The following is a 15926-nucleotide window of genomic DNA, read 5'->3' on the forward strand; positions in this document are numbered from 1 at the left end:
ATGCATGAGGGGGACTGCATGGACGGTGTGCCGCGAGGACCGGAGCAGCGGCGCCCCGGCTCCTCGACGGAGCTCCGGGGGCTGCGCTTCGGCGTGCTGGGCCCGGTGCGCGCCTGGCGCGACGACGAGCCGGTCGCCACCGGGAGCCCACAGCAACGCGCTCTGCTCGCCGCCCTGTTGCTGCGCGAGGGACGGACGGCCACCGCGGCCGAGCTGATCGACGCGCTGTGGGGCGAGGAACCGCCCTCCCAGGCCCTCGCGGCGGTGCGCACCTACGCCTCCCGGCTGCGCAAGGTGCTGGACCCCGGGGTCCTGGTCAGCGAGTCCGGCGGTTACGCGGTGCGCGGGCTCGGCGAGCGGGCGCTGGACCTCGCGGCGGCACAGGAACTGGCGACGGAGGCGGAGAAGGCGCGGGGCGGCGGCGACCTGTGCCACGCGCGGGAGGTCCTGGACCGCGCCCTGTCCCTGTGGGACGGCGAGACGCTGGCCGGGGTCCCGGGACCGTACGCGGAGGCCCAGCGGGTCCGCCTGGAGGAGTGGCGCCTCCAACTCCTGGAGTCCCGGCTCGACATGGACCTGGAGCAGGGCTGCCACGCGGAGGCGGTCTCCGAGCTCACGGCGCTCACCGCCGCGCACCCCCTGCGCGAGCGCCTGCGCGAGCTGCTCATGCTCGCCCTGTACCGCAGCGGCCGCCAGGCCGAGGCGCTCGCCGTGTACGCCGACACCCGCCGCCTCCTCGCCGACGAGCTGGGCGTCGACCCCCGCCCCGGCCTCCAGGACCTCCAGCAGCGCATCCTCCGGGCCGACCCGGCCCTGGCGGAACCGTCCGCCCCCGTCGCCGAGCCGGCGGCGGCCCCCGTCCGTCCGGCCCAGCTCCCCGCCACCGTCCCGGACTTCACGGGCCGCGCGTCCTTCGTACGGGAGCTGAGCGAGGTCCTGACCGCGGCGTCCGGCCCCGAGGCGCAGGTGATGGCGGTGTCGGCGCTGGCGGGCATCGGCGGCGTCGGCAAGACCACGCTGGCGGTGCATGTGGCGCACGCGGCACGCTCCGCGTTCCCGGACGGTCAGCTCTACGTCGACCTCCAGGGCGCGGGAGCCCGGTCCGCGGAACCGGAGACGGTCCTCGGCTCCTTCCTCCGCGCGCTCGGCACGGCGGACTCGGCGATCCCGGACACCCTGGAGGAACGGGCGGCGCTGTACCGCTCGGTCCTGGACGGCCGCAAGGTCCTCATCCTGCTGGACAACGCCCGGGACGCCGCGCAGGTCAGGCCGCTGCTGCCCGGGACGGCGGGCTGCGCGGCGCTGGTGACGTCGCGGGTGCGGATGGTGGACCTGGCCGGCGCGCACCTGGTCGACCTGGACGTCATGTCACCGGACGAGGCGCTGGCGCTCTTCATGAGGATCGTGGGCGAGGAGCGCGTCGCCTCCGAACGCGAGGCCGCCCTGGACGTCGTGGCGGCCTGCGGCTTCCTGCCGCTGGCGATCAGGATCGCGGCGTCCAGGCTCGCCTCCAGGCGCACCTGGACCGTCTCGGTCCTGGCGGCGAAGCTCGCCGACGAACGCCGCCGGCTGGACGAACTCCAGGCGGGCGACCTGGCGGTGAAGGCGACCTTCGAGCTGGGCTACGGCCAGCTCGAACCCGCCCAGGCCCGCGCGTTCCGCCTGCTGGGCCTGGCCGACGGCCCCGACATCTCCCTGGCGGCCGCCGCGGCCGTGCTCGACCTCCCGGTGGACGACACCGAGGACCTGCTGGAGTCCCTGGTCGACACGTCCCTGCTGGAATCGGCGGCGCCCGGCCGCTACCGCTTCCACGACCTGGTGCGGCTCTACGCGCGTGCGTGCGCGGAACGGGACGAACAGCCGCCGCGGGAGCGCCGGGCGGCGATGTCGCGGATGCTGGACTTCTACCTCACGACGGCCGCGCGGGTGTACGCCGTCGAGCGGCCGGGAGACCGCACCGTCGCGCACCTGGAGCAGGTCGGGTCCGCCGGCGAGGAGTTCCCGGACGCCTCGAAGGCGCTGGACTGGCTGCACACCGAGGCCGGGCCGCTCCTGGCGTGCGTGCAGCAGTCTCTCGAGGCTCCCATGCTGCGGCGTGCCGTCGATCTGCTCGTCGTCACCATCGACCTGGCGGAGTCCGGGGCCGACTCGCGCCAGTACCGGAAGACGGCGATCGCCGCCTGTGAGGCCGCGGCCGCCCTGGGGGACGCGCGGGCCGAGACGCGGGCGCGGGTCACCCTGGCCCAAGTGCTCAGCCAGGCGGGCCGGTTCGAGGCCGCCAAGGACGAGGCGCGGCGCGCCGACGTGCTGCTGCGCGACGCGGACGACCCGTGGGCGAGGAGCGCCGCCCCCAACCAGCTCGGCATCATCGCCCTGTGCACGGCGCGCTACGCGGAGGCGGAGGAGTACTTCCTCAGGGCGGTCGACGCCTTCCGCGCCGACGACAACACGCCGGGTGAGGCGAGCGCGGTCTGCAACCTCTCCCGCGCCCTCGCCTCGATGGGCCGCAGTCCCGAAGCCGTCGAACTGGCGCAGCGGGGCATCGACATCTACGACGAGCTGGGGCTGTCCGTACGGCTGGCGAACGCCCGGTACGCCTCCGGCATCGTGCTCACCCAGGCGGACCGGCCGGCCGAGGCGCTCGTCCAGCTCGACGAGGCGCTGCGCATCTTCGCGGAGAACCGGCAGTTCCTCTGGGAGGGTACGACCCACTACCGCATCGCGGAGGTCCATCTGCGGGCCGGCCGCGCGGCGCGGGCCGCTCAGCACGCCGAACAGGCACTGGCGGCGGGCTGCATCGGGGGCGACTGGATGCGGGCCAACGCCCTGACCGTGCTCGGCAAGGCGCTGGACACACTCGACCAGCCGGACCGGGCCCGCGCGTGCTGGCGCGAAGCCCTGGTCCTCTACGACGAGGCGGGCTCCGCCGAAGCGGCCCAGGTGCGCCGACTGCTCGCGCCGCTCTCCGCGGCCTGACCCAGGCGTCGCGTTCATCGAACGTTTATGGCGGGCTGCCACTCTTCGTGGAACGGATCCGCCGCGTCGGGGGGCAGGCGGGTCCTCAGGGTCCTTCTGGTACGGGATCCGCTGAACCGCCCGTTCGGTGACCCACGGGGGAGTCGCCGAGCGGGCGGTTCGGACCGCGCAGCCCTGTCCACCTCTTGGGGGTACACATCATGACGGAAGCCGAGAAGAACCCGGAGATCACGACGCTCGACCAGCACGCGCCCGCGCCGCCGAGCAAGGACCCCGAGGTCACGACGCTCGACCAGCACGCGCCCGCGCCGCCGAGCATCGGCGAGGTCACCACGCTCGACCAGCACGCCCCGGCCCCGCCCGCCCTGGACCTGGACCGCGGCGGCAGGTAGTCGTCTTTCACGCACGGGGGATCGGCCGCGGCGGCGCGGAGGGGGAGCCGTCGCGGCCGACGTGTGTCCGCGTCCGGCCCGGCGGGGTCAGCGGGCCGCCGTCGCGTACGGGTTCGGGACGCAGTCGTGTATGCGGGAGACGTCCTCGGTGTTCTCCACCTCCACACGGGCCGTCGCCGTCCCGCCCGCCGGGACGTCGACCGTCGCGGTGTGGGTGGTGACCGAGCCGCCGGTGCTGCTGTCGAAGGTCACCTCGACCGTGAAGGTGCCGTCGACGGTGTTGGGGTTGGTGACCTCGACGGTGGCGTAGGGGGCCTTCCGCGAGACGCAGGTCAGCAGTTCCACCGTGGCGTCCCGCAGGGACGAGAACGTGCCGCCGCCGTCGCCGCCTCCCCCGCCCGTGCCGTCCGCGCCGGCGTCGACGTCCGTGTCGTCGTCGTCCCGGTGCGAGCCGCTCCCGGAGCCCGACGAGGAGTCGTGGTCCTGGGAGGAGCTGCTGCAGCCGCCGCCCCCTCCCCCGTCGCCGCCGCCGCTGCCGCGGCCGGTCGAGAAGCCGGTGAGGGTCAGGACGACGAGCGCCGAGACCGCGGTGAGCCTGAGTGTGTTCCCCCGTGGAGTCATGCGGGCCAGGCTAGCGACCCGGGTGTCACGGCCATGTCACCACCTGGCGGTCTTCGTGTACCCGGTGTGCGGGCGGCCCCGGGAGCGGCGCACCGGGCCGCCCCGGGCCCGGGACCTCACGTCGTGCGGGCCGTGCCCGTCCCCTTCTCCGCGTCCAGCGCGTACACGCAGCGGTCCTTGCTGCACGCGTACACCACGCCGTCCCGGACCACCGGGGAGCCGGTGATCTCGCCGCCGGTCGCGAGCTTCCACCGCAGGCGTCCGTCGTCGGCCTTCAGGGTGTACAGCAGGTGGTCGCTGGAGCCGAAGTGGATGCGGCCCTCGGCGACCGCGGGGGCGCCCACGATCTCGCCGCCCGACTGGAAGCGCCACTTGGGCGTGCCGGTGACCGCGTCCAGGGTGTAGAGGCCCTTGCCGCTGCCCACGTGGACGTGGCCGGCGGCGACCAGGACCGGTTCGGTCGAGGCGCGGGACTCGGTGGCGATGCGCCAGCGGTCGCGGCCGTCGGTGGCGTCGAGGGCGTAGACCGTGCCGAGGTAGTCGGCGAGGTACACGCCGCCGCCGGTCACCGCGGGGCCCGGGACGAAGGCGGGCGGGGAGAGGAAGACCGCCGGGGCCTCGAAGTGCCAGCGCACGTGCCCCGAGGTGACCTCCAGGGCGAGGACGCGGGTGCCGGCGGAGACGTAGACGTAGCCGTCGGGGGCGTGGCTGAGGCGGAGCGGGACGCCGCCGCAGGAGGCCGCGTCACCGATGGGATAGGACCAGCGCTCGCCGCCGGTGCGGGCGTCGAGGGCGCGCAGCCGGGCGTCCTGCCAGAGGAAGACGGTGCCGTCGTGGACGGACGGCCCGGCCTCCGGGGACTCGAAGTCGGTCTGGCAGCCGGTGACCTCCCACAGCTTCTGGCCGGTGGCCGCCTCCCATCCCTGCACGCCGCCGCCGCGCGTACCGGTGACGACGGTGCCGCGGTCGGCCTTGAGGGAGTACACCCAGGCGTCCGTGGAGATCCGCCACAGGTCGCCGCCCTCGCGGGCGTCGAGGGCGAAGAGGGTGGGCCCGTCGGAGGCGTGGATGCGCCCGTCGGCGACCGCCATCGACCAGGCGACGTCCCGGGTCTTGAAGCGGCGCCGGCCGGTGGCGACGTCGAGGGCGTGCACCTCGAAGGAGGTGACGTAGACGAGGTCGCCGTCGACGGCCGGGGTGCCCCAGACGTCGTTGGACATGCGGAAGCGCCAGGGCCGCCAGCCGCTGGGGTGCTCCGGTGGGGCGGCGGGCGCCGGTACGGCCGGGTCGGCGCCGTTGACGCCGGGGCGGGGCCGGGACCAGGTGGCGGCGAGGGCGGCCTCCGGCGGGGGTGCCTTCACGGCGGCCGCGCGCGTGTCGGCGACGCGCGGGCCGGGTCCGATGGGCACCGCGGCGCCGGACAGCCGCACGGGGCCGGTGTCGGGGGCCCCGGCACCCACGGCCGCACCGGCGTGCGCGCCCACCGGCGCCGGCCGGGACGGGGGCGGCGGGACGACCGGGTCGTGCGGGGGCGGGGGCGGCACGGGGGGACGGGCACCGCCCGCGCTGCGGCCCGTGGTGTGCGCCGGCTTGGGCGCGGGACGGCCGCCCCGGCGGGTCTCGATCAGGCTCACCGCCCGCTCGGGCAGCCAGGCCGAGGCCGTACCGCTGTCGTCCGAGCCGGAGCCGAAGAGGTGCGGGGCGAGCTGCGCCTGGAGGTCGGCGGGGTTGGGCCGGGCCGTGGCCTCCATCTGCATGCACGCCTCGATGAGCGGCCGCAGCTCGTCCGGGAGGCCGTCGAGGTCCGGGCCCTCGCGCAGCAGCATGAAGACGGTCTCGACGGGGTTGGCGCCGTGGAAGGGCGGGTGGCCGGTGGCGGCGAAGACCAGCATCGAGCCGAGGGAGAAGACGTCGCTCGCGCCGGTGACGCTGCGGGAGTCCTTGGCCTGCTCCGGGGACATGTAGGCCGGGGTACCGACGGCGACGTTCGTCATCGTCAGCCGCGTGTTCGAGACGCCGGAGGCGATACCGAAGTCGATCACCCGGGGTCCGTCCTCGACGACGAGGACGTTGGACGGTTTGAGGTCGCGGTGGACGAGCCCGGCGCCGTGGATCGACTGGAGCGCCTCCGCGACGCCCGCGGCGAGCCAGCGCACCGCCTGGGCCGGCAGCGGCCCGCACTCGTTCACTATCTCCTCGAGGGAGGGCGCGGGGACGTAGGCGGTGGCCAGCCACGGCACGGCGGCGCGCGGGTCGGCGTCCACGACGGCAGCCGTGTAGAAACCGGAGACCGCGCGGGCCGCCTCCACCTCGCGCGTGAAGCGGACCCGGAACAGCTGGTCCTCGGCCAGCTCCGTCCGGACCGTCTTGATCGCCACCCGCCGGCCGGACGCCGAGCGCGCGAGATAGACCAGCCCCATGCCGCCGGCTCCCAGCCGTCCCAGCACCTCGAACGGCCCGATTCGCCGCGGATCGTGCTGCGTCAGCTGATCCACCACTTGCCTGCCACCTCCCCGTACGCGTCGCGCCACCACCTGGGCGCGACCGTAGTGCAGCGTCTCACCACCGCACCGCCGTGGCGGCACGCACCCCGATTCTTCCTGTCCGGGCCCCGGGTTGCGAACCGGCCGACAAATCGGGTGTCCAGGTTTACATATGACACCGGGACCGGAAACGGCCGGGCCCGTCGCGCGGGCCGGCCGGACACCCCCTAGCGGTGCAGCAGGGCGAAGGAGGCCCCCTGATTGTCGGTGACCACGGCCGCCGTGCCGTAGGACGTCTCGAAGGGCGGGACCTGGACCCGGCCGCCGAGCCGGGCCACCTCCGCCAGGGCGGCCGCCAGGTCCCCGGTGGCGAAGTGGACCAGGAGATGGGGCGGCATCTCGGCGGCGAAGACGTCGGTGACCGGTGCCCGGCCGAAGGCGGGGTCGGCGTCCGGGCCGAACAGGGCCTCGTGGAAGAGGTCGCCGTAGAAGGTGTTGGCCGCCTCGGTGTCCCGCGCGTAGAGCTGCACCCAGGCGAAGGTGCCCGGCTCCCGCCGGCGGCCGAAGCCGGGGGTGCGCGCGCCCTGCCACAGGGAGAACACGGCGCCCTCGGGGTCGGTGACGAGCGCGGTGACGCCCAGGTCGCCGAAGGGCAGCGGCGGGGAGACGATCTGACCGCCGCCCGCGCGGATACGCCGGCACGTCGCCTCGGCGTCGGGAGTGGCGAAGGACACCGTCCACACGGTGGGCAGCCGGCCGTCCGTCTTGTGCGCGAGGGAGGCGACGGGCTCCCCCTCCTTCAGCGCCCGCACGGTCCCCTGGGGCTGGTCCTCGAAGGTCCAGCCGAAGAGGTCGCCGTAGAACCGCTTTCCCGCCTCCACGTCGGGGAGCTGCGCGTCCACCCAGCACGGGGTGCCCTCCGAGTACTGCGATGCCTTGTTTTCGGCCATGCCGCCAAACTAGCCGCGCCGCCCGCACCGCGCAGACCAGGCACACCAGCGCGTCCGTGGCCGCGCACCCCATTTGCAGTCGGCCGAATCGCGCCCGGATCGCCCGTCGGTAAGCTGACGGCATGACAGGACAAGTGCGTACCGTCGACGGCCGGGTGGCCGGAAAGCGTGGGCAGGCGACCCGGCAGAAGCTGCTCGACTGTCTCAGCGAGATGCTCAGCTCGTCCCCCTACCGGGATGTCAAGGTCATCGACGTCGCCCGCCGCGCGGGAACCTCGCCGGCCACCTTCTACCAGTACTTCCCGGACGTCGAGGGCGCCGTTCTGGAGCTCGCCGAGGAAATGGCCGCCGAGAGCGGCGCGTTGACCGAGCTGCTGGAGGGCCGCTCCTGGACCGGGCGGGCCGGCTGGCAGACGGCGCAGGAACTCGTCGACGGTTTCCTGGAGTTCTGGCGGAGGAACGACGCCATCCTGCGGGTCGTGGACCTCGGCGCCGCCGAGGGCGACAAGCGTTTCTACAAGCTCCGCATGAAGATCCTGAACTCGGTGAACTCGTCACTGGCCGCCTCCGTCGCCGAACTGCAGTCCAAGGGACGCCTCGACAAGGACGTGAATCCGGGGGCGATCGCGGGTGCCCTGGTCGCCATGCTCGCGGCCGTCGCCTCCCACCAGAAAGGTTTCTCCTCCTGGGGCGTCAAGCAGGCCGAGCTCAAGCCCAACCTGGCGCTGCTGGTGCACCTGGGGGTCACCGGCAGGAAGCCGACGAAGTAGCCGCCCGGCCTCCCACACCCCCCGCGCGATCACGCAAGTCCTGTCATCCGGGCGGCGGTTCACTCCGGTGGACCGCCGCCTGTCGCGTGGGGCGGGGCAGCGCGGGCCGGACGGAAGGGGAAGGAACACCTCCCGTGCGGCCCGCGTTGAAGCCGCCGGGGTCCGCCGTACACCGGCACCCGCCCGTATCCCTGTCCCACCCGTCGCAGGAGGAACCCGCCATGGCCCTGACCCGCGAAGAACGTGAACAGTTCCTGGCCGAACCCCATGTCGCCGCCCTCGCCGTGGACGCCGGGGACGGCCGCGCGCCGCTGACCGTGCCCATCTGGTACCAGTACGCGCCCGGCGGCGACGTCTGGATCATGACCGGCCTCGACTCGCGGAAGAACCGGCTGATCGGCGCGGCGGGACGGTTCTCGCTGCTGGTGGACCGCGTCGAACCCACGATCCGTTACGTCTCCGTGGAGGGCCCGGTCGTCGGCACCACGCCGGCCACGGTCGAACTGCTCCGGGAGATCTCCGCCCGCTACCTCCCGGCCGACAAGGTGGAGGGGTACGTCGACTTCGCCTGGAAGGACCACGGCGAGCAGGTCGTCGTCCGGATGCGACCCGAACGGTGGGTCTCCTCGGACCTCGGGTCGGTCTGAGCGGGCCGCACGCCCGACAATCGGGTCATGGAACCCGATCTTCACGAGGTGCTGAGGTCGCTGCGGGTGTGGGACCCGGCGGTCACCTCGCTGCCGCCGCTGGCCCCGGACACCGCGCCCGCCGCGCCGCTGCCGCTGTTCGCGCGGTGGCTGGCGGAGGCGGCGGCGGCCGGGCAGGCCGAGCCGCACACCATGTCGCTGGCCACGGCGGACGCGGAGGGCCGGCCGGACGTGCGCATCGTCATGCTGCACGGCGCGGACGACGACGGCTGGTCCTTCGCGACCCACGCGCACAGCCGCAAGGGCGGTCAGCTCGCCGGCCGCCCGTACGCGGCGCTGGCCTTCTACTGGCCGGTGCTGGGCCGTCAGGTGCGGGTGCGCGGGCCCGTCGGCGTCGCGCCGCCCGAGGAGGCGCAGGCGGACCTGCACGCCCGCTCGACGGGGGCGCTGGCCGCCGCCCTGACCGGCAGCCAGAGCGAGGTCCTCGACTCGGTGGAGGACCTGGCACGGGCCTCGGAGGGGGCCTGGGAACGGGCGCGGCGGGAACCGGCGGCGCCGGTCCCGTCCTGGACGCTGTACCGCCTGCGACCGGACGAGGTCGAGTTCTTCCAGGGCGACGCCCGACGCCGCCACGTACGCCTGCGCTACCGGCACGGCCCCGAGGGCTGGACCCGCGAACTCCTCTGGCCCTGACCCCGGTCCGCCGCGCGGGCGACCCGGGAGCCCCGGACGCCGGCGGGTTCCGGGCAGGTCGTCGTCCGCGGCGAAACGACGTGATCAATCCGCAACCAATTCCGGTCTTGACCGATACCCATCAACCAGGTGCGGAATTAGGCTCGCGCCCATGACCGACTCCACCACGTCCGCGCAGCCCACCGCGCCGCATCCGGCGGACCGCCCCGTCTACGTCGTCGGCGGCGGACCGGGCGGGCTGGCCGCCGCGTACGCCCTGCGCGCCCGGGGGATACGGGCGGTCGTCCTGGAACGCTCCGACCACGTCGGCGCGTCCTGGCGGCGCCACTACGACCGGCTGCGCCTGCACACCACCCGGCGGCTGTCCGCCCTGCCCGGACTGCCGATGCCCCGCCGGTTCGGGCGGTGGCCGGCCCGTGACGACGTGGTCAGGTACCTGGAGAAGTACGCCGAGCACCACCGGCTGGAGATCGTCACCGGAGTCGAGGTCTCCCGCATCGAGCGCACCCCCGACGGCACCGGCTGGCTGCTGCACGCCACCGGCGGCCGGGAGCTGACCGGTGCGGCGGTCGTCGTCGCCACCGGTTACAACCACACCCCGCGCGTCCCCGACTGGCCCGGCCGGGACACCTACACCGGCGAGTTCCTGCACGCCTCGGCGTACCGCGCCCCGCAGCCCTACGCCGGCCGGGACGTGCTCGTCGTGGGCGTCGGCAACACGGGCGCCGAGATCGCCGTGGACCTGGCGGAGGGGGGCGCGGCCCGGGTGCGGCTGGCGGTGCGCACGCCGCCGCACATCGTGCGCCGGTCGACCGCCGGCTGGCCCGCCCAGTACTCGGGCGTCCTGGTGCGCCGGCTGCCGGTCGGCCTGGTCGACCGCGTCTCCCGGGTGCAGGCGCGGGTCGCGATACCCGACCTGACGGCCCACGGCCTGCCCCGGCCCGACGCCGGTCTCTACAGCCGGGTGCGGGAGGGCGCCATCCCCGTGCAGGACGTCGGGCTGATCGACGCGGTGCGCAAGGGGACGGTGGAGGTCGTGGCCGCCGTGGAGGGGTTCGACGAGGGCGCGGTGGTGCTGGCGGACGGGGCGAGGATCACCCCGGACGTGGTGATCGCGGCGACCGGCTACCTGCGGGGGCTGGAGCCCCTGGTCGGCGGGCTCGGCGTGCTGGACGAGCGGGGCAGACCCGTGGCCCACGGGCCCCGCACCGCACCCGGCGCCCCCGGACTGCACTTCACCGGCTACACGAACCCGATCAGCGGGAACCTGCGGGAACTGGCGCTGGACGCGGAGCGGATCGCCAGGGCCGTGGCCCGCGCCCGAGGGGTCTCCCGGCTGCCCACGGCCTGAACCGCCGCCGGGCCGGCCCCGCAGGGCCCGCCCCCGCGGGACCGGCCGCCGTCCGGTGCGTCAGACGCCCGCCACGGGGCCGGCCGTCACCGCCCGCCGCCGGATCACCAGGGCCATCAGCGCGGCCGCCGCGCACAGCGCCCCCGACCCGTACCAGACCACGTCGTACGAGCCGAACGCGTCCCGCGCCACGCCGCCCGCGAAGGCGACCACGGCCGCGCCCACCTGGTGGGAGGCGAGCACCCACCCGAAGACGATCGCGCTGTCATCGCCGTAGTGCTCCCGGCACAGCGCCAGCGTGGGCGGCACGGTCGCCACCCAGTCGAGGCCGTAGAAGACGATGAAGAAGACCATCGGCGGGTGCACGCCCGGTGCCAGCAGCATCGGCAGGAACAGCAGCGAGACACCGCGCAGCGCGTAGTACACGGCGAGCAGCCGCCGGGAGTCGTACCGGTCGGTGAACCACCCGGAGGCGACCGTCCCCACGACGTCGAACACCCCGATGACCGCCAGCAGCGACGCCGCCGTCGTGATCGGCATGCCGTGGTCGTGGGAGGCGGGCACGAAGTGCGTCTGGATCAGCCCGTTCGTCGAGGCGCCGCAGATCGCGAAGGAACCGGCGAGCAGCCAGAAGGGCCCGGTGCGCACCGCCGAGGACAGCACCGTCAGCGTGCGCCGCGCGGCGCCCGGCACCGGGGCGGGCTTGGGCACGAACTCCTGCGATCCGTAGGGCTTCTGGCCGACGTCGGCCGGGTGGTCGTGCAGCAGCAGCCAGACGAACGGCACCACCGCGAGCGCGGCGAGCGCCACGGTGACGGCGGCCGGCCGCCAGTCGTGGGTGGCGACGATCCACGACAGCACGGGCAGGAAGATCAGCTGTCCGGAGGCGGCCGCGGCGGTGAGGATGCCGGTGACCAGACCGCGCCGCTCGGTGAACCACCGGTTGGTGACGGTCGCGGCGAAGGCCAGCGCCATGGAGCCGGAGCCGAGCCCCACCAGCAGGCCCCAGCAGAGGATCAGCTGCCAGGCCGCGGTCATCCACACCGTCAGCCCCGAGCCGAGGGCGATCACGGTGAGGGCGGCCGCGACGACCCGCCGGATGCCGTAACGGTCCATCAGGGCCGCCGCGAACGGCGCGGTGAGCCCGTAGAGCGCGAGGTTCACGGAGACCGCCGCGCCGATGGTGCCCCGCGACCAGCCGAACTCGTCGTGCAGCGGGTCGATGAACAGGCCCGGTACGGATCGGAAGGCGGCGGCGCCGATGATCGTCACGAACGTCACGGCGGCGACGAACCACGCCCGGTGGACACGGGTGCGGTGCGGCGTGCGGCCGCTCGCGGGCGGCTCCACGGCGGCGGCTGTCTCGCTTGTCTGGGTCACGTCATAGAGCTTCGGGTGGCGCGGACCCCGCGGCGAGTGGCCCGCAGGACAGTGTTCACTAGGATCGGGCCATGCATCCGGCCGAGCGCTCCCCCGCCCCCGACGGCTTCCGGCCGCACCGGGTCGTCGTCCTCGCCCTCGACGGGCTGCTGCCCTTCGAGACGGGCATCCCGCACCGCATCTTCGGCGGCCCCCGCGACGGGCACGGACGGCGGCTGTACGAGGTCGTCACCTGCTCGGTGCGGCCGCCGGGGCCGGTCGAGACGGACGCCGACTTCACCCTCCACGTCGCCCACGGCCCCGAGGCGCTCGCCACCGCCGACACGGTGATCATCCCCGCCTCCTACGAGCTGGGCCCGGTCCACGAGCGCGGCGAGCTCACGGCCGAACTGGCCGCCGCCCTGGCCCGGATCCGTCCCGGCGCCCGGATCGCGTCCATCTGCACCGGCGTCTACGTCCTGGCCGCCGCGGGGCACCTCGACGGGCGGCGCGCGACCACGCACTGGGCGGACGCCGAGCGGCTCCAGCGGCTCTTCCCGCGGGTCCGGGTGGATCCGGACGTGCTGTTCATCGACGACGGCGACATCCTGACCTCGGCGGGTGTCGCGGCCGGCATCGACCTCTGCCTGCACATGGTGCGGCGCGACCACGGCGCCGCCGTCGCCAACGAGGTGGCCCGGCGCACGGTCGTACCGCCGCACCGGGACGGCGGGCAGGCGCAGTACATCCGGCGGCCGGTGCCCGATCCGCAGCAGGCGTCGACGAGCGGCGCCCGCGCGTGGGCGCTGGCCCGGCTGCACGAGCCGATCCAGCTGCGCGACATGGCCGCACGGGAGGCGATGTCGGTGCGCACCTTCACACGCCGCTTCCGGGAGGAGACCGGGGTCAGTCCGGGACAGTGGCTGACCCAGCAGCGGGTGGAGCGGGCCCGGCACCTGCTGGAGTCCACCGACCTGTCCGTGGACCGGGTGGCGGGTGACGCCGGTTTCGGTACGGCGCAGTCGATGCGGCAGCACCTCCAGGCGGCGCTGGGGGTGACTCCGACGGCCTACCGGCGGACCTTCCGGGCCGGCGGTCTGCGGGCGGGGACGGCGACGCCCGCCGCCGCCCGGTGAGCGCGCGTTGTCCACAGCCTGTGGACGAGTGGAGGGATGGCGGCGGTGCGACGCTGCGCGCCCCGAGCACGGCAGCGCCGCACCGCTCTTCGGCTCGGCGCTCCCGCCCGGGCTCCCCCTCGGCCCTGGGGGCGCCGGCGCCGACTGACGACCCACACTCGTCGAGGGCTCCCGTCGCCGGGCCCTCGCCGTCCCCTCGCGGCGAATCGCTGACGACAGCGTGATCAAACCATCACGAGGCGTCAACACCGGTTCGGGTGAGATGGGGAGGGATGCGGCATAAGGCCTGTTTGTTGCGACCGCGCACGGAAGCACGCCCGGCGCACCGCTTCACACACCGCCCCCCGGGACCGGCCCGCCGTGCTCCCGTGCCCCTCCGGGGAAGCAGGCGAGGGCCGCGGTGCCGGCCCCCGGCGGCCCGCCCGCCCGCGGCCCCGCGCGGTCAGACCGCTTCGTACGCCCGTCCCTCGTACGCCGTCGGGGAGCTCCCGCCGCAGGCGGGCGCGGCGGCCGTGGAACGGCCCGCACAGCGGTCCAGTTCGCACCAGATGCGCTTGCCGGCGCCCTCGGCGCTCCAGCCCCAGCGGTCGGCCAGACCGTCCACGAGGGCGAGTCCGCGGCCGCCGGTCGACTCGCCGTCCACACAGCGCGGCACCGGCGCCCGGTCGCTGCGGTCGGCCACCTCCAGGCGGACCACGGCCTCCGCGGCCGCCCCGGCGCCCGGCAGGGACAGGCGCAGCACGGCGGGACAGCCGGTGTGCACCACGGCGTTGGTGACGAGTTCCGAGACGAGCAGGATCAGCGTCTCGGCCAGTGGTTCGTCGGCCCCTATCCCGGACCCGGCCAGCCGTGAACGGGCCCACCGACGGGCACGCCCCACCTCAGCGGGGTCGGGCCGGATCTCCAACTGCACTTGAAGCACCTGCACCGCTCACACCATCCGAACCGGCGGACACTTGGACTCGCGCCTCACGAGGGCCACGATCGTAGCCATTTTCTGCATGGCCAGAACAACGGCCGGGACAGGGGTCACGGAACGTGAGTCCCTTGTGGGACAGCATGGTTGACGTACAGTCACGTCAACAAGCGCTTCAGGCATATTCCCGCGCGAAGGAGTACACGTACGGCATACTGTGCGACGCCCGTCACGGGGAGTCGAACAGGGGGCGGCGACGGGGCCGGTGGCACGGCGAGTCACCGCAGGCACCAGCCCGGACGGAGTCGCCTCGGGGGCGACTCCGCCGCGGTGCGCGCTCGGAACGACTCGCATCCCACACAAGGTACCGGAGGGGACGTCCGACTCCGGAACGTGACGAGTCACGCGGAGGGTGCGAGCCGGACTCCACGCTCGGTGATCACGAAAATGCCACGATCCGTGACATCGGCGCGGGGGTGCCTCACTCGGGAACGGTGAAGTGGCGGGCGAAGGCCCGGACGATCTCCTCCTCGCCGATCCTGCCGTCGCCGTCGGTGTCGAGGGCGGCGGCGGCCGTACGGGCGACGTCCTCGGCCACGCCGAGGACCTTGAGCACCCGCGCGGTGTTCTCGACACCGGCCGCGCCGTCGTCGTCGGTGTCGGCGACGGCGAGCGCCGCGTGCAGGAAGGGGCGGGCGATCTCGGCGAAGCGCTCCGGGTTGTCCCGCAGCCGCTTGACCGCGCCGTGCACGAACTCCTCGCGCGTGATGCGCTGGTCGCCGTCCCGGTCCGCGATGCCCGCCATGCCCTGCCAGAACGCCTCGGCGCCGATGTACAGCGCCTGGCCCCGGTCGGAGCGGGCGGCGGTGCCGAACTCGGCGAGCAGCGCCTTGGCCGCTCCGCTGAAGTCCTCGCGGTCGATGTAGCCGTTGCCGTCCTGGTCGAAGGTGGCGAACCGGGCCGCGATCCTGCGCTCGTACTCGCTGGTGACCATGTCTCTTTCAGGCCGCCTTAGGTCAGTGGGTCGTCTCGCAGGGAGCGTACGTGGTCAGCGGGCGTCCGGGAGCAGGAAAGCGTCGCCCGGACCAAGACCGGGGGAATAACGGAACAACGGCGTGACACGTGTGAGCGGTTCCACGACGGACGTCCGGGGCGGCGGTTCACGCCGACAGCGGACGGGCGTCCTCGTCGACCGCGGAGGGGACGTCCGGATGGATCTCGAAGAGCCGGCGGACCCCGAGGGCGCCGAGCACCTTGTTCACGTGGCTGCCCTCGGCCGCCCCCCGCGCGGGGAGGATCAGCCGCAGGCTGCCCCCGCAGGAGCGCAGCAGCCGGCGGGAGGCGATGAGCACGCCCACCCCGCTGGAGTCGCAGAACCACACCTCGGAGAGGTCCAGGACGAGACGGTGCCGGCCCTCGGCCACCACGTCGTGCACCCGCTGGCGCAGCACCGGGGACGTCACCAGGTCCAGTTCGCCCGACACGTGGAGCACGGCCCACGCGTCCTGCTCCTGATCGGTCACTGTGAAGGTCACCACCACGCCCCTCGCTCGCCGAAACGGAAGCAATGCCTACGCTTCCCTGCAGCGCGGCTGCCCACCGGCCGTTCCCGGAAACGCCGTCCAGAAAACC

14 protein-coding genes are annotated in these 15926 nt (G+C 74.3%); 7 read left to right on the forward strand and 7 right to left on the reverse strand.

What is annotated here, in order from left to right; translation table 11 throughout:
* Nucleotides 1–18: 18 nt before the first annotated feature.
* Complete coding sequence (gene afsR, locus IE118_RS16180) at nucleotides 19–2976, forward strand: SARP-family global regulator AfsR (RefSeq protein ID WP_189558572.1); 2958 nt, start codon at nucleotides 19–21, stop codon at nucleotides 2974–2976.
* Between the two features lie 200 nt (nucleotides 2977–3176).
* Entirely contained in the window at nucleotides 3177–3368 is a 192-nt protein-coding gene (gene afsS / locus IE118_RS16185; protein ID WP_189558573.1) for a regulatory protein AfsS, read from the forward strand.
* An 87-nt stretch (nucleotides 3369–3455) separates the two neighbouring features.
* Here afsS and IE118_RS16190 read toward each other — a convergent pair whose 3' ends face one another.
* From IE118_RS16190 to kbpA, 3 genes are all read right to left on the reverse strand, one after another.
* Nucleotides 3456–3989 (reverse strand): hypothetical protein, encoded by a 534-nt coding sequence (locus IE118_RS16190; protein ID WP_189558574.1) that lies wholly within the window; start codon nucleotides 3987–3989, stop codon nucleotides 3456–3458.
* A 116-nt stretch (nucleotides 3990–4105) separates the two neighbouring features.
* Nucleotides 4106–6487: a protein serine/threonine kinase AfsK gene (afsK, locus tag IE118_RS16195; protein WP_189558575.1), complete on the reverse strand. Its 2382-nt coding sequence runs from the start codon at nucleotides 6485–6487 to the stop codon at nucleotides 4106–4108.
* A gap of 212 nt (nucleotides 6488–6699) precedes the next feature.
* Entirely contained in the window at nucleotides 6700–7422 is a 723-nt protein-coding gene (gene kbpA, locus IE118_RS16200) for an AfsK-binding protein KbpA (RefSeq protein ID WP_189558576.1), read from the reverse strand.
* 134 nt (nucleotides 7423–7556) lie between these two features.
* Here kbpA and IE118_RS16205 point away from each other — a divergent pair, with 134 nt between their 5' ends.
* From IE118_RS16205 to IE118_RS16220, 4 genes are all read left to right on the forward strand, one after another.
* A complete protein-coding gene (locus tag IE118_RS16205; protein ID WP_189558663.1) occupies nucleotides 7557–8192 on the forward strand; it encodes a TetR/AcrR family transcriptional regulator in 636 nt (211 codons plus the stop codon).
* Between the two features lie 221 nt (nucleotides 8193–8413).
* Nucleotides 8414–8839, forward strand: coding sequence for a pyridoxamine 5'-phosphate oxidase family protein (locus tag IE118_RS16210; protein WP_189558577.1), 426 nt, complete (start codon nucleotides 8414–8416; stop codon nucleotides 8837–8839).
* Nucleotides 8840–8866: 27 nt separating this feature from the next.
* A complete protein-coding gene (locus IE118_RS16215) occupies nucleotides 8867–9532 on the forward strand; it encodes a pyridoxine/pyridoxamine 5'-phosphate oxidase (protein ID WP_189558578.1) in 666 nt (221 codons plus the stop codon).
* 151 nt (nucleotides 9533–9683) lie between these two features.
* Nucleotides 9684–10883, forward strand: a complete 1200-nt coding sequence (locus tag IE118_RS16220; RefSeq protein WP_189558579.1) for a flavin-containing monooxygenase — start codon at nucleotides 9684–9686, stop codon at nucleotides 10881–10883.
* A 60-nt stretch (nucleotides 10884–10943) separates the two neighbouring features.
* Here the strand turns inward: IE118_RS16220 and IE118_RS16225 are convergent, their stop codons facing one another.
* Nucleotides 10944–12263, reverse strand: a complete 1320-nt coding sequence (locus IE118_RS16225) for an MFS transporter (RefSeq protein ID WP_189558580.1) — start codon at nucleotides 12261–12263, stop codon at nucleotides 10944–10946.
* Nucleotides 12264–12334: 71 nt separating this feature from the next.
* On the opposite strand from IE118_RS16225, the gene IE118_RS16230 reads away from it, so the two are divergent.
* A complete protein-coding gene (locus tag IE118_RS16230; protein WP_189558581.1) occupies nucleotides 12335–13378 on the forward strand; it encodes a GlxA family transcriptional regulator in 1044 nt (347 codons plus the stop codon).
* A 442-nt stretch (nucleotides 13379–13820) separates the two neighbouring features.
* On the opposite strand, the gene IE118_RS16235 is transcribed toward IE118_RS16230, so the two are convergent.
* The 3 genes from IE118_RS16235 to IE118_RS16245 form a co-directional block, all read right to left on the reverse strand.
* The gene (locus IE118_RS16235) at nucleotides 13821–14291 is read right to left on the reverse strand and encodes an ATP-binding protein (protein WP_189558664.1); all 471 of its coding nucleotides are present in this window, start codon (nucleotides 14289–14291) and stop codon (nucleotides 13821–13823) included.
* Nucleotides 14292–14775: 484 nt separating this feature from the next.
* Nucleotides 14776–15288: an EF-hand domain-containing protein gene (locus IE118_RS16240; protein WP_189558582.1), complete on the reverse strand. Its 513-nt coding sequence runs from the start codon at nucleotides 15286–15288 to the stop codon at nucleotides 14776–14778.
* A gap of 166 nt (nucleotides 15289–15454) precedes the next feature.
* Nucleotides 15455–15835 (reverse strand): STAS domain-containing protein, encoded by a 381-nt coding sequence (locus tag IE118_RS16245; RefSeq protein ID WP_189558583.1) that lies wholly within the window; start codon nucleotides 15833–15835, stop codon nucleotides 15455–15457.
* Between the last annotated feature and the right edge of the window lie 91 nt (nucleotides 15836–15926).

Origin of the sequence: Streptomyces pilosus, from assembly GCF_014649835.1 — a bacterium.
Classification (GTDB): domain Bacteria; phylum Actinomycetota; class Actinomycetes; order Streptomycetales; family Streptomycetaceae; genus Streptomyces; species Streptomyces pilosus.